12 protein-coding genes are annotated in these 14,986 nt (G+C 35.7%); all 12 read right to left on the bottom strand.

The window, feature by feature from the left end:
- Window positions 1–3: 3 nt before the first annotated feature.
- Window positions 4–1,791 (bottom strand): adenine deaminase C-terminal domain-containing protein, encoded by a 1,788-nt coding sequence (locus N0K80_RS04145; RefSeq protein WP_269023867.1) that lies wholly within the window; start codon window positions 1,789–1,791, stop codon window positions 4–6.
- Window positions 1,792–1,815: 24 nt separating this feature from the next.
- Window positions 1,816–3,150 (bottom strand): NCS2 family permease, encoded by a 1,335-nt coding sequence (locus N0K80_RS04140; RefSeq protein ID WP_269023866.1) that lies wholly within the window; start codon window positions 3,148–3,150, stop codon window positions 1,816–1,818.
- 176 nt (window positions 3,151–3,326) lie between these two features.
- On the bottom strand, window positions 3,327–3,926 hold the full coding sequence (locus N0K80_RS04135; protein WP_186674460.1) for a TMEM175 family protein: 600 nt from the start codon (window positions 3,924–3,926) through the stop codon (window positions 3,327–3,329).
- Between the two features lie 61 nt (window positions 3,927–3,987).
- Window positions 3,988–5,088 carry an alpha-hydroxy-acid oxidizing protein gene (locus N0K80_RS04130; protein WP_057974045.1) on the bottom strand — a complete coding sequence of 367 codons (1,101 nt, stop codon included), beginning with the start codon at window positions 5,086–5,088 and terminating at the stop codon, window positions 3,988–3,990.
- 239 nt (window positions 5,089–5,327) lie between these two features.
- The gene (gene xylB, locus N0K80_RS04125) at window positions 5,328–6,833 is read right to left on the bottom strand and encodes a xylulokinase (protein WP_269023865.1); all 1,506 of its coding nucleotides are present in this window, start codon (window positions 6,831–6,833) and stop codon (window positions 5,328–5,330) included.
- 89 nt (window positions 6,834–6,922) lie between these two features.
- On the bottom strand, window positions 6,923–8,263 hold the full coding sequence (gene xylA / locus N0K80_RS04120; protein WP_407932684.1) for a xylose isomerase: 1,341 nt from the start codon (window positions 8,261–8,263) through the stop codon (window positions 6,923–6,925).
- Window positions 8,264–8,419: 156 nt separating this feature from the next.
- Window positions 8,420–9,559, bottom strand: a complete 1,140-nt coding sequence (locus tag N0K80_RS04115; RefSeq protein WP_269023864.1) for an ROK family transcriptional regulator — start codon at window positions 9,557–9,559, stop codon at window positions 8,420–8,422.
- A gap of 636 nt (window positions 9,560–10,195) precedes the next feature.
- Entirely contained in the window at window positions 10,196–10,672 is a 477-nt protein-coding gene (locus N0K80_RS04110; protein WP_112250858.1) for a PTS system mannose/fructose/N-acetylgalactosamine-transporter subunit IIB, read from the bottom strand.
- 12 nt (window positions 10,673–10,684) lie between these two features.
- The gene (locus N0K80_RS04105) at window positions 10,685–11,497 is read right to left on the bottom strand and encodes a PTS system mannose/fructose/sorbose family transporter subunit IID (protein WP_407932683.1); all 813 of its coding nucleotides are present in this window, start codon (window positions 11,495–11,497) and stop codon (window positions 10,685–10,687) included.
- Window positions 11,484–12,257 carry a PTS mannose/fructose/sorbose/N-acetylgalactosamine transporter subunit IIC gene (locus tag N0K80_RS04100; protein WP_269023863.1) on the bottom strand — a complete coding sequence of 258 codons (774 nt, stop codon included), beginning with the start codon at window positions 12,255–12,257 and terminating at the stop codon, window positions 11,484–11,486. Before N0K80_RS04100 ends, N0K80_RS04105 begins: the two co-directional genes overlap by 14 nt.
- A gap of 21 nt (window positions 12,258–12,278) precedes the next feature.
- The gene (locus tag N0K80_RS04095) at window positions 12,279–12,692 is read right to left on the bottom strand and encodes a PTS sugar transporter subunit IIA (protein ID WP_269023862.1); all 414 of its coding nucleotides are present in this window, start codon (window positions 12,690–12,692) and stop codon (window positions 12,279–12,281) included.
- Complete coding sequence (locus N0K80_RS04090) at window positions 12,685–14,763, bottom strand: glycoside hydrolase family 31 protein (RefSeq protein WP_269023861.1); 2,079 nt, start codon at window positions 14,761–14,763, stop codon at window positions 12,685–12,687. The genes N0K80_RS04095 and N0K80_RS04090 overlap by 8 nt, the downstream gene beginning before the upstream one ends.
- Window positions 14,764–14,986 lie beyond the last annotated feature (223 nt).

The following is a 14,986-nucleotide window of genomic DNA, read 5'->3' as shown; positions in this document are numbered from 1 at the left end:
CTCCTATCTTTTAAGAGGCATAATCTGAATAATTGGGTCAACAATTTTCAGTGCAACACAATCTACCATTCCTAAATCAGTAATGGCTAAATCCGGAATCGCTGTAATTGGTAAAAAGGACATATAAAACATTGGGTCAGGTAACTCACTACCCATTAAATCAGTTCCTTTTCTTAAAGCAATTTCACCCGCTTCAATTTCTCTTGGTGCCAAATCACTCATAATTCCACCAACTGGTAAAGCCAAAAATGAAATGACTTCGCCATCGATCACGACGATTTGTCCGCCGCCCGCTTCAATTAACTTATTTGTGGCAATCGACATATCATTCGCATTAACGCCCATAACAACAATATTATTATCATCAGGTGCAGAAGATGACGCCATCGCACCTTTTTTAAGTCCCCACCCAGATGTGAATCCAAGTGACTGGTTACCATTCTTACCAAATCGCTCCAATACGGAAACTAAGGCAACATCTTTTTCCGGACTAGGTTGTACAACTCCTGCTTTGATAGTTAAATCAACGTCTTTTCTTTTTCGAACGAAGGCTCCCTGACTATTAATTGTTTGAATAGTTGCCATTCCTGCCTTTTCAGTCACCTTATATTCAAAATCATCCGCAGACGTTAGTTCGTGCTTTAACTTCCCTTTGAATAAATCACTTCTAACTGGCGCAACTAGTGGTTTCAATATTTCTTTATTCTCAGCAACAACCTGACCGCGACTAATTACTAATTCAACATTAAATGAACCTGGTTGATCAATAATTAATATATCGGCTAACCTTCCCGGTGATACGGAACCCACTTGATCATCAATTCGATAAGCTTCGGCACTATTAATTGTTGCCATTTGAATCGCTGTAATTGGTTCAACACCAGCTTGAATCGCTAATTTAACGAGATAATCAAGATGACCTTTTTCCAAAATATCTGTTGCTGTCACGTCATCTGTACAAAAACTAACGTGACGTGCTATTGCCGGATTAACCTCAGTAACGGCGCGAATATTTTCTGCTAAGAAATGCGTGACAGATGACTCTCTGATTAAAACGTTCATCCCATTTCTAGCTTTTTCAACAAGTTCTTCATGCCCGTAACTCTCATGATCCAATCGAATACCACTTGCCAGATATTCATTCAATTTAATGCCGGTTGCCATTGGTGCACAACCAAAGATTGGTAAGTGATTATTTTGCGCGTGAATCAACGTTTTTAAGGTATCCTCGTCTTGCGTTTCAATCGCTTCTCTGACTGTTTCCCAAACACCGTAGCATTCTGTCCACTTTTGAATCGTTTCTTGAACATCCGCATCGATGTTGAAAGCAATCGTTGATTGCGGAATCGTATACGGTGTTTTATAAGGTGCACCCCAAAATAGATTGAGCGGCAATCCTTCTATTTCTTTAAATACTTCTTGTACACCTTCTAGCCCAGCGACCGCGACTGTTTCATCTAATCCTGAAATTACACTAGTCGTTCCAAACGGGACAACCGCATTAGCAAAACTAGTCATACTCATTTTGCTGCACTCAACGTGAATATGCCCATCAATTAATCCTGGTGCTATATATTTCCCGGTTGCATCTATGTGTTTTGTTTCATCACCGATATAAGCTTCAATATTTCCAACAGCAACAATCTTTTCTTTATAAATGGCAATATCTGCCTGATAGAACTCGGTTGTCATAACATTAATTAACGTTCCATTCTCAATGACTAAATCTGCTGGAATCTTTGCGGCTCCGGCATTTATATAATCTTTTAATTGTGCTAACGTTTGTGTCATTTAGTTTTCCACCTATCATTTTTATTATTGAAGAATATTTAAGACATAAAGCAAGAATAAGAAAACAAAGAGTAGTACATACATTACTGGCCCAACTTCTTTTCTACGACCCGCTGCAATCATTGTGACAGGATATAAGATGAACCCAAAGGCAATACCGTACGAAATATTATAAGTTAAAGGCATCCCCACAACCATTAAGAATGCTGGTACAGCTACTTCAAAACGACTCCAATCGATTCCTTTTAATGATTGTGCCATTAAGATACCCACGACAATTAAAACGGGCGCTGTAACTTGTGAGGTCACAACCGTTAAAAGGGGCGAGAAGAATAAGCTCAGTACGAACATTGCACCAACAACTAATGACGTTAATCCAGTTCGCCCACCAACGGCGATTCCGGCAGATGATTCAACATAAGCAGCAGTTGGTGTGGTTCCTAAGACAGATCCGGCCATCATTGAAGCTGAATCCGCCAATAATGCCTGACCAACTCTTGGCATCTTGTTGTCTTTCATAAATCCGGCTTGAGTTGCTAATCCAATTAATGTTCCTGCTGTATCAAAAAAGGCAACCATTAAGAAAATTAGAACAACTGACCAGAGTTGAAGTGAATCTATTTTATGTAAATTTTCAACTCCCACCCCAAATGTTGGTGCCATACTTGGAACAGAAGATACAATCTGTGTTGGTAATTTAATGAGGCCCATAACAAGACCTAGGACAGTTGTCGCAATCATTCCGATGAAAATTGAACCGGGAACTTTTTTTGCCATCAAAACAACAATCACAACAAGTCCGAAAACAGTCAACCAAGTTGTTGGGACAGTCAATGAACCAATCGCAACTAAGGTTGATTTGTCTCCAACAATTAATCCACCCTCTTGCAATCCAACAAAGGCGATGAATAAGCCAATACCTGCGGCCATCGCTAATTTCAAGTCATGTGGGATTGCATCTATCACAATTTCACGAATTTTAAACAGAGTAATAATCATAAAAATAATTGATGAAATTACAACACCAGCCATTGCTGTTTGCCATGGAATACCCATTCCAATAACAACTGAATAAGTAAAGAACGCATTATCACCCAAACCAGGCGCGATTGCGATTGGATAATTTGCTAAGAACGCCATCAAGAAACAACCAAATGCAGCAGATATCGCTGTTGCCGTAAAGACTGCACCTTTATCCATACCTGCCGCTCCCAATACCTGCGGATTAACAAATAAAATATAGGCCATTGATACAAATGTTGTTAATCCTGCCATCGATTCACGCTTAACGGTTGACCCTAATTCATTAATATGAAAAAATCGTTCAAAAAATCCTACCTTTTTCTCTGCGTCATCCATGCGATATAATCTCCCCGTGTTTTCTTTTTTGTATTATACGCATTATATTACGCGATTTAAATTAAAAATCAATAGTAAAAGCGCACTTTATTTATATTAACAAAATAAACGTTCGTGTTTTAATGTTTTTACAAAAATAAAAACTGTTAACCGGTTTGCTTCACCAGTTAACAGCTCTATTTTTCATTAAAAACTTTATCGCCATCTTTTCTTGTATTAATGGCCATGACACTTAACATAATTAGTTGTGCGATCATCGCCGTAGGTGGGAAGTAGTAAATACTTACAAGTACGAACCCAATCAATACTGGATAATACCAACTAGTCAAAATAACATAAGTAATCATACGATCAATTTTGTGGCTAACTTCTGGATGTTTTTCTTCATTAACAGCTTTTATTTCGCGTGCCAATAAAATCCAGGTAAAGCTCCAAAAACAACAAACTGCAAAGTAGGCATATTCTGGTACTTTATCAAACATAAATCGTCCAGTCCAAGCGGTCGAAACCGGTATGAATGACATTGAAAAAATCCAAAAATTATTCAGCCAATAGATTTTTTTCGTTACACGTTTTGTTAAACTGAACATAAAATGATGACTAAACCAACCAACTCCCATAAACAAGAAACTAGTCGCATATGAGAAGAAATATGGAATAATTTTAATTAACTCGCTTAATTCAGGGGTTTCAGGCACGGTAAATTCCAGCACCATAATTGTCAGTAAAATAGCAATTACGGCATCCGTGAACGCCTCGATTCTCGCTTTATTCAAAATACTATCCTCAATTCATTTTTACGTTTTCTAAAAAATAATTTTATTAATTTATAATATATTAGTTTCCGTAAGGATTATCAACTAATTTGGTCCGTTTAATTTCATCAATATTATGTGTACCCGTTAATTGCATTGTTAATTCTAATTCATGTTGGAAATAATTAAAGACATTTTGAACACCTTGATGTCCACCAAGTGCTAATCCGTAAACAACTGGACGACCAATTGCAACCAAATCTGCACCGCTTGCTAAAGCTTTATAAACGTGGGCACCACGTCGAACGCCACTATCAAAAACTACTGGGACACGTTTATTAACAGTCTCTGCAACACCTTGTAATGCATCAAAAGCAGCAATTCCACCATCAATCTGACGGCCACCATGATTTGATACCCAAATACCGCCGGCACCAGAATTAATTGCAACACTGGCATCTTCGCCATCTTGAACACCTTTAACAAAGACAGGTAATCCTGAATATTCTGCTAAGAATTCAATATCTTTTGGACTTAGACGTTGTTTCGCTGATTTATAAACGGCATCCATTGTTTGACCAACACCACTCTGGTAGGCCTGAACAATTGGCATTCCTAATGGGAAAGTAAACCCATTACGTTTATCCGTTTCACGGTTACCACCAACAGTTGCATCGGCAGTTAAAACAATTGCTTTTACGCCATTAGCCTTTGCTTCATCCATAATATTACGGTTAATACCGTCATCTTTACTCATATAGAATTGGAACCATTGTGGTTGTCCATTTGCTTGATCAGACATTTCTTTAAATGATTTTGTCGCAAATGAGCTTGCTGTATATATTGACCCATAATCTGAGACACCTTTTGCGCTATCAATTTCGCCTTTAACGTGAGCTAGTCCATGGGCAGCAACCGGTGCCATAATAATAGGTGACGTGATTTCATCACCAAAAATACTTGTTTTTGTATCCGGATTGTCAATTTCTTGTAACACTCGTGGTTTAATTAATTTATGATTAAATGATCTAATATTTTCTTCTAAAGTATATAAATCTCCAGCTCCGCTAGAAATATAACCAAATCCACCCTTTGGGATAACCTTTTCCGCATCTGTTTCCAAATCAAAAGTATTAATAATTGTGATATCTTTTTCTAAATCACTTGCAATGTATTCTGCCATATTAACCGCCCCTTTATATTGTACCCGATTTAACGCACCTAAAGCATAGCATTGTATCTAGCTTCTAGCAAGCGTTTACAATCATAAATGTGGATATTTATGATGAACATATTTTTGTGGCAGTAATCCATTTCACAAGTTATTATTTGAACTTAAATAATAATCATTATTGTGCTGTTGATTTATAAAAATGAGACGATTTACCAGCGCACCAGTAAATCGTCTCATTTTATTTAACCCTAAATATCATTTCGTCTATAATTCATTAATCCATGGCTAATTTCAGCCGTTTGTTGGTAAACTTTTGTATAAAGTTGATATAATTCTTGATATTTTTTAACATTCTCAGGATTGGGTAAGTATTCTTTACCATAACTCACGAATTCTTTAGCCGTATCCTGTAAGCTGTCAAACCAACCGGCACCTGTTGCAGCAATCATTGCGGCGCCCATACCTGGCCCTTGCTCGTTAACCAATGAAACCACTTTTTTATTAAAAATATCTGCCTGAATCTGTAGCCATACGGGACTTTTAGCCCCACCACCAATTGAAACAACGGTATCAAAATCGTTTCCCTGTGCATCAAAAATTGTCATAATATCTTCAAACGAGAAAACGATACCTTCCAAAACGGCTCTCGTAAAATCATTTTTTGTATGAGTTCCATCAATTCCGATGAAGCTTCCACGAATATCACTATCTGGATGCGGTGTTCGTTCTCCAACGATATAAGGCGTAAATAACAATCCATTAGCCCCAACCGTCGATTTATCTGCATCTAAAACAAACGTTGAAAAATCTGCGTCTTCGGCAAAGGTTTTCTTGAACCAAGATAGGCTGTATCCGGCTGCTAATGTCACGCCCATTGTGTAATATTTATTTGGGATGGCATGATTGAAAAAGTGCAATTTACCATTATAATTCACATCGGCCGAATCTTCATATTTCAACACAACCCCCGAGGTCCCAATTGATGACATAACCATGTTAGGGTATAAAATTCCTGCGCCAATTGCGCCAGCCGCATTATCCGCTGCGCCACCAAAAACTTTAGTATCAGTGGTCAATCCTGAAAATGCCGAATAAGAATCACTAATATTACCTGCTAGTTCAATTGATTCAATTAAGCCGGGGAAAATAGACAATGGCAGATCAAATTTTTCAGCAACCTCCTTGCTCCAAGTTTTATTGGCTTCATCTAACATGACCGTACCCGCCGCATCTGAATACTCCATTGCCAAATTGCCAGTCATCCGATAACGCAGGTAATCCTTTGGTAGCAGGAATGTCTTTACTTTTGCATAAATTTTAGGTTCATTTTCTTTAACCCACAATAGTTTAGGCAATGTGAATCCTTCTAATGGAACATTCCGAGTAATATCAATAAATTCTTGTCCCATCACATCAAGAATTTCCTTACGTTGCGCAGTTGTTCGCGTATCGTTCCATAGAATTGCGGGACGCAGAACTTGATTATTTTCGTCCAATAAGACAAGTCCATGCATTTGACCGGAGTAACTAATCCCTTCGATATCTTCGGGTTTAATGTGATCATTTAAAATCAAACGCGCAATTGCGACCGTAGTTGCCGTAACCCAATCTTCAGGATTTTGTTCACTATATCCCGGTTTAAGCTGTGATAAAGGATAATCGTATCCTTCCTGGGCAATAATCGTTCCTTTTCGGTCTACAACTGATACTTTAACGGCACTCGTCCCTAAATCAACTCCTAATACAACTCCCATTTCATTCGCTTCTTTCTAAATTTTATTTTAACCATTTTAGAAAATAAAAGAGCATCGGAATTCACTCCACTGCTCTTTTATCTTTTTCGCTATTTACCTAAAACTGAATAAATGTAATTATTTAATGTTGATTTTAATTGTTCCAAATGACCTGATTTTGTTGAAGCAATAAGTTCTGCTTGTGGTTTATCGATAATGTAATCTTCAAATTCTTTGAAACTTACTTTTCCTGCTTCAAAATCTGCACCAATTCCTGATTTAAATGAACTGTAACGATCATCTAAAACTTTATCGAATACACGATCTTCAATTAATTTAGTAGCAACCCGTAAACCGGCAGCATAAGTATCCATACCAACCATGTGTGATAAGAATAAATCTTGCATTTCAAATGATTGACGACGAGGTTTAGCATCAAAGTTCAATCCACCTGTTGGTAAACCACCATTTTTCAACATTTCATACATCACTAATGTTGCTTCGTAAATATCATTTGGAAATTCATCAATATCCCAACCAACTAATTTATCACCCATGTTAGCATCTAATGAACCCAATAAGTTAGCATCGCGAGCAACACGAACTTCATGTTCGTAAGTGTGACCGGCTAAGTAAGCATGGTTTCCTTCAAGGTTAAGTTTGAAGTCATTCTCTAAACCATATGTTTTTAAGAATGCAATAGTTGTTGCAGCATCAGTATCATATTGATGTGTTGAGGGTTCCATTGGTTTAGGTTCAAGTAAGAATTGGCCAGTATAGCCAATTTCATTTGCGTAGTCCTTAGCTAATCTAAAGAATTTAGCAATATGATCTTGTTCCAATTTCATATCAGTATTCAATAATGAGTCATAACCTTCACGGCCACCCCAGAATACATACGATTGAGAATTAACACGTTTAGCAATTTCCAATGAATGTTTAATTTGTGCTGCCGAGTAAGCAAAAATATCAGCAAATGGTGCAGTTGCGCCACCAGCAACAAAACGTGAATTTGTAAAAAGACTTGATGTATTCCATAGGACTTTCTTTCCAGTCTCTTCCATTTTTTTAACGATATGGTCAATTACTTTATCAAGGTTGGCATTTGTTTCACGTAATGTATCCCCTTCTGGTGCTAAATCACGATCATGGAAAGCGAAGTATTCAACACCCATTTTATCAAGAAATTCAAATAGATAATCAACTTTAGCAATAGCCTGTTTCATTGGGTCTTCAATTGTATCCCAAGGACGTTGAGCAGTCCCATCTCCAAATGGATCAGTTAGGCGTTGGTCCATTGTATGCCAGAAAGCAACTGAGAATTTGAGCCATTCGCTCATTTTTTTACCATTAACAATTTCGTCGGCATTATAGTAATGAAATCCATTACCTGCCTGTAAGTCTTTCGTATTTCCTACGTAAGTTAATTTTTCTTGTTCGAATAATGACATAATATATTTCCCCTTTTAGTTAGTTAGTTTTGTTTACAAACTTATTATAATACGTGCCTATTTATTTAGCAAGCGCTTTCTTGATAACTTTATTTTTCTCGTCAAAAAAGGTAGGTGCCCTGTTGGCCCTACCTTTTTAAAATTATCTTAATTCAATTAAAACTTAATTTTTATTTTCCCCATATCTAGCACTCGGTGTGTAATAGCAGACATGGCTCCAAGTAACGTTGATAATTCAACATTACTTGATAATTTAACTGTTACTTTTTTACTCGAAACTACTTTTAATTCAGCATTAATTTGATCAATAATTATCGGTATCTTTTCAATTAATGGTGAATTCAAATAAATAATCTCCGGATTAAATTCAACATTAACGTTGTGTACGACCTCTGTTATTAAATGCACAAAATAATCAATTTCCTTTTTCACAATGACGTTATTTTGGTAATACAATTTCTGTACGTCATCCAATTCAATTTCTTTTTTCAACTCAATTTTCAGCTTATTGATAATTGCATCTTGCGAGCACACATCTTCAATCCGATATGTACTTCCCGCAATTTCATTTTCAGAATGTATTAACATTCTTCCGATTTCTCCCGCCTCACCACTCCACCCTCGGTAAAGCTCATTATCAATAATTAATCCCGCACCAATTCCTTTATGAATACTGATTGTAATTAAATTACTGATCACCTTGTCACCAAAATCACGTTCAAAAATGGCCGCTAAATTGGCTTCGTTTTCTATACTAATTGGAACATCTACCATTTTTTTAAGTTCTTCAATGACTGACATACCTTGCAAATCCAAAAATGGTAAATAAGTAATTTCATAATTATTATCAACAACCCCATGAACTGAGATTCCAATACCCAAAAGTCCATGCAACGTTTCTTTCTTATCAGAAAAGTTAATTTTTTCATTAATAATACTTAAAACATTCGTCAAATCGTTAACCTTTAATTGGTAACGATTATAAGAAATCATTTTTCCATTAAAATGATTTAACATGACATCCAGATAATCGTAACCCATATCAAGCGCAATCGTGTATCCATAATCCTGATTTATATTTAACATTATTGGTTTCCGGCCACCTATTTTAGTACTGTCACCTTCGCCATGTTTCTCAACGATTTTTTGTTCTTCCAATTCATTAAAAATACTTGATACGGTTGCCTTATTTAAATTTAAGTTTTTTGATATTTGCGCCCTAGAAATATTTTCATTATTAAAAATTTGCTGTAAAACTAATTTTGAATTATCCCCTCGCAATGTCACTTTTTCCACTTTAATTACTTCCTCACGTATTATTAATATCCTGAACAATCATATTTATCTCACTAGTATAGTGATGACTCAAAAACATATCAATGTTTACTCATACCAAATTCCGCAACTAATATTTACATAAGGTACAAATATAATCTAATTTATCTTAAAAAGAATACCGCTTTTGGTAATACTACCTTAACACAACGTCAATGTAATTCACCAGCTCAAGACAATGCATATTAAATAACTACTCTCATTCATGGAAGATACCTGACCCTAAAGTAATTCTCTCCCTTAATAATTGAGAGAAAATTATTTATTCACTTATTAAAGTTTTTACAAAGTACTTTTAGCTATGTTTCCGCCATCTTAACGTATTACGATAAATTAATACAAAATTTTTTTATTTTAAATTAAAATGAAAAATATAGTAATAACCGGAATCAATCCACACTAGTTTGAGTATTGAATATCTAAGACATCTTGGTTTTAGTCTCCCGTAAACGCGAGTAACGTATATCAAAAGGGTATTGTCACTTTATGACAATACCCTTTTGATATACGTTCAGAAATACTATTTAAGACAACACCGATGTATGAACAACCACATTAATTTTAAAAACTACGCTATCAGCGTACGCATTTTTAAATTTATAAATAATCTTTCAACAATATCTTTGAGTCATCAGGTGTCATAATAGCCGTCACTTCAATTTTCCTATTGATTAGTTCTATTAGCGCTTCTTCTTCTTCCGGCGTCACACTAATACTTGGACGAATAACTCTCGTATTATCTTTAGCAGACATATTACCTACGTTAATCGCCCCAATATCCATTCCTCTATTGGAAAGTTCTAATAAATCTAACGGAGATTTTACAATAATCAGAACACTTTGTCCTTTGTATTTTCCACTTTGTATATTTTTAAATGCAGTATCTTTCGAAATTAAAGACGTACTGACATTTGAAGGAGCAGCCATTCTTAGTACCGATTTTTGTATATCATTTTTTGATACCTCATCGTTAATTACCATAATTCTTGAGACGCCTAATTTATTTGTCCACATCGTGGCAACTTGACCATGAATTAATCGATCATCTATTCGGATATGTTTAATACCTTCCATTCCAATAACCTCCTATTTTAAAATATTCAAAACATATAAAATAATTGACAATACCATCACGATAAGAATCAAGGTAACCGGTTTAACATTTTTTTTCAAGGCAAAGTATACACCAAATACTACGGCCGCCGGAATCAACCCCGGCATAATTTGATTAAGTACTTCTTGTCCGGTCATCGAGAAATTACCCTGTTTAAATTTAAACGCAACATTTGCTTTAACCACCGAAGGAATTAAAGCCCCTATTACGGTTAATCCTAAAATTGCGGTACTTTCCGTTAAGGTTTTTAAACTTTTATCTAAATTTTCTATTAATTTTGTCCCGGATACGTAACCAGATTTAAATAATGGAAAACTTAATAATTTCACTCCTATACTTACTGCAATCCAGAGAAAAACTCCAACTGGACTTCCATCAATGGCCATATTTGCGGCAATTGCTCCAAATATAGTCCATGGAATTACTACAAATAAACTATCACCCACGCCGGCCGCTGGCCCCATCAATCCAGTTTTAATAGAAGCAATTGCCTCATTAGCTTCCGCGCCCTGTCTCTTTTCCTCCATAGCCACGTTTACCCCCAATATATAAGGCGCAATCCATGGATTTGTATTGAAGAATTGTAAATGATTTTTTACAGACGCCTTCAATGCCTCGGGATTATCTTTATAAACAACCTTTAAAAATGGAAGCATAGCATAACAATATGCTAAAGCCTGCATTTTTTCATAATTCGATGAGACACTGTTAGTAAATATCCATCTCCATAAAACGCTATATCTAATTTTTTTACTTACGACTTTATCATTTTTACTCATCTTCATCCATACCTCCCTCTACTTGGTTCGAAACCGTTTTAGATCCATTTTTAAAGTTAATTAGAGCAACTGCGGCACCTAATAATGCCACGCCAAGTAATGGAATCTTAAGGTATGATACCAATACGAATCCAACTATTAGATAACTTATATATTCTTTTGCTGGTAGGTAACGTAATAACAACCCAATACCGACGGCCGGAAGTAACCCCCCCGCAACCGTTAGTCCTCCTGTAAGCCATTCAGGAGTATATGCTAATATTGCATTAACCAACTTAGGCCCAAATACAACTGCCAATAAGACTGGAATACCTGTTGTAGCCACAGTTAAAACAACACCAATCATTTGCATTGAAGAAATTTTCTTGTAATCACCATTTTCGGCCGATTTTTCGGCTCTATGCACTAAATAAATACCTGCCGCTTGTCTGAGAACATCAAATTGAACCATTAATAATGCAACCGGAATTCCAATCGTAATTCCCAAACTTGCAGCCTGTCCAGTTGTAATTGTAATAAATGTTGCAACGATACTTGCAGTCTGGTAATCCGGAATAGATGCCCCTCCAAAATTACTTATCCCAAGGGACATCAATTGTAAAGTCCCTCCGATGAATAAACCAGTAGTCATGTCCCCCATTATCAATCCTACCACCAACCCCGCCGTAACCGGTTGATAAGTACTAAACATAGTACTATTTTTTTCATAATTTATAAAAAATCCATATAGAATTACTAATACCATTTGCCAAATTTGCACTTCCATTATTTTTCCCCCTTTTTATCATTACTCATCATCATCATTTACTTCATTAGTTAATTTTTCAGTTAATAAAATTGCTTTATTTGCCTGTTTTATCAACGGAATAATTTCCGAAATGGTCATTTGGTTCCTTTGCAACATTGCCTCCATTAAAGCCGGCAAATTAACGCCTGCTACAATTTCTTTATCACCTTTAAAACTATTAATTTTTTTTGATAATACATTGAATGGCGTACCATAGAATAAATCCGTAAAAATTAAAACGTTATCATTTTTGATTTTTTCAATCAATATATCTATTCTTTTTTCAAAGATATTAATTCCTTTATTATCAAGTTCTACGGTATAAACGCCACTAATTTCAGGCGAAAATAATTTTAATGTTTCAAAAAAAGCTTCTGCCAGGGTACCGTGGCTTACTATAACAATTTTATACATTTCCTTCCTCCCTGAATATATTAATTAAATTATTTTGATAATCTTTATTTTTATTGTGCTTAACAAATACGGGTATTTCATCTAATTTTGCAGAAATATTATAACTTTTTCCACCATTGTACGTTTCACCGTTTAATGTGCTAATCCATTGACTACCTTCAGGAAGATACACTAATCGTTCTCTTTGTTTATACTCCATTATTGGAGCCACTAATAAGTCATCTCCAAACATATATGTGTTATCTACATCCCACGAAAGACTATCCTTATAAAAGTCATAAAATAAAGGTTTCATCAGTGGGGTCCCTTTTTCATGCGCTTGTTTCATCAAATTACTAATGTATGATTTTAATTTTTCTCGAATGAAAAAATATTTCATAAATATTTTTTCATTCTCTTGTCCGTACGACCAAATTTCATTTGGTCCACCACTAATCATTTTACCCCCACCATCAACTCCCAATGCCTTAGTATGTGGCTGTCTATCTCCATGCAACCTTAAAATGGGAGAAAATGTTGCGTATTGGAACCATCTAACCATTAATTCTCTAAATTCCATGTCGCTAGGGTTACCACCATGGAATCCCCCTATATCAGTTGTCCACCATGGAATTCCAGCAATCCCCATATTTAATCCCGTATTTACTTGGTTTCTAAATGCTTCAAAACTGGAGTCAATATCACCAGACCACACTAACGCTCCGTATTTTTGTGCCCCCGCCCAAGCGCCCCTAACTAAACTTACTACGGACCCTTGTCCTTCCGCCGCTAACCCATCGTATACCATTTTTAAGTACCCAACCGGATATAGATTTCCTATTTGCAAATTGGTTCCCTTTTTATAACGATAATTATCAAAATCGTAAACTGCATATCCCGGTTCCGCAACATCTATCCAAAAATTTTTAATACCATAATCAACATAATTTTTTTTAATTAAACCCCATACATATTTTTGTGCTTCTTCATTTGTCGCGTCCATAAAAACGGTATTTCCTTGCGTTTGCATTGTAGTTCTAACCCCACGATTAACCTTTACCAGGTAACCTTTTTCCAAATACTCCTGGTATCTCTCTGTCCCAGTTGATACAGTTGGCCATATTGAAACATTTAGTTCAATACCCATTTTTTTTAGTTCATCGACCATTGCCTTTGGATCAGGCCAATATCGATCATCGAATTTATATTCACCCTGCTCAGGCCAATGAAAATAATCAACCGCTATGGAAGATAGTTGAATACCCCTACTATCATATTCTCTAGCAACACCCATCAATTCGTCTTGTGTTTGATATCTTAGTTTACTTTGCCACAAACCCAATAAATTATCTGGCATTGTGGGAACTTTTCCCGTGACATTGGCGTAGCTCTCCTCAATTTGGGCCGGTGTCTCCCCAGCTGTAATCCAATAATCTAAGTGCGTAGTGGATTGTAAATACCATTCTGTAATATTTTTAGCAAACGAAACTTTGCCAATGCCCGGATTATTCCAAAGAAATCCATATCCTAAACTCGAGATGTAAAATGGAACACTTAGTTGAGAATTACGATGTGCTAATTCAAGTACAGTATTTTTTAGATTTAAAAAATCGTGTTGATATTGTCCCATACCAAATATTTTTTCATTTGGATCAGAAACAAATCTCGTTGTTAAAGAATAATCGCCTCCAATTTGTGATACAAACTCCCTTGATTTTAATTTAAGCGTCGAATTAAACGCTTTCATTATTTCGAAATTAGCATCTTCACTTCCAGTATCATGCTTAACTGCTCTTTGTCGTATATATTCTTCGAGAAGTATTTTACCTTCTTGATTTTTAAAAATAATTTTGTTTCTGTTATCAACATATGCTGATATGTTTCCATTCTTAATTTCCGCCTCGTCTTCACGAATATTAATAACTACGGAAGAAGATAAATCTTTTATATCTTCTGTGAGCGCCCCCTCTTCATCAGGATATTCGCCTTCAGGTGAAGATAGTATCCTCAAACTATTTTCTCCCCAGGGTGCAATCCAAACAGTTTCTTCATCGTACCGCCTTACAAGTTTACCTTTCTCTTCAAAAAACATACCTGCACTCCTTTCTTAATTAAATTAATATCACGTAAAGACGTAAATTAATCTTTTAATTCACATCCCATATTCAAACTTTTGTGCCAGTACTAAATCTTCCTAATTTATTACCATTTAAAAATGCAACCAGTTAGTTAATTTATCAAACTAACCATTACCTTATTATATATTCGGTTTCTTTTTTTGTCAACGCTTTCATTTTTAATTTTTGACGAATGTC

It is taken from the genome of Dellaglioa carnosa (assembly GCF_026948345.1).
In the GTDB taxonomy this organism is placed as follows: Bacteria; Bacillota; Bacilli; order Lactobacillales; family Lactobacillaceae; genus Dellaglioa; species Dellaglioa algida.
This window is presented reverse-complemented; position numbering and strand designations above follow the sequence as displayed.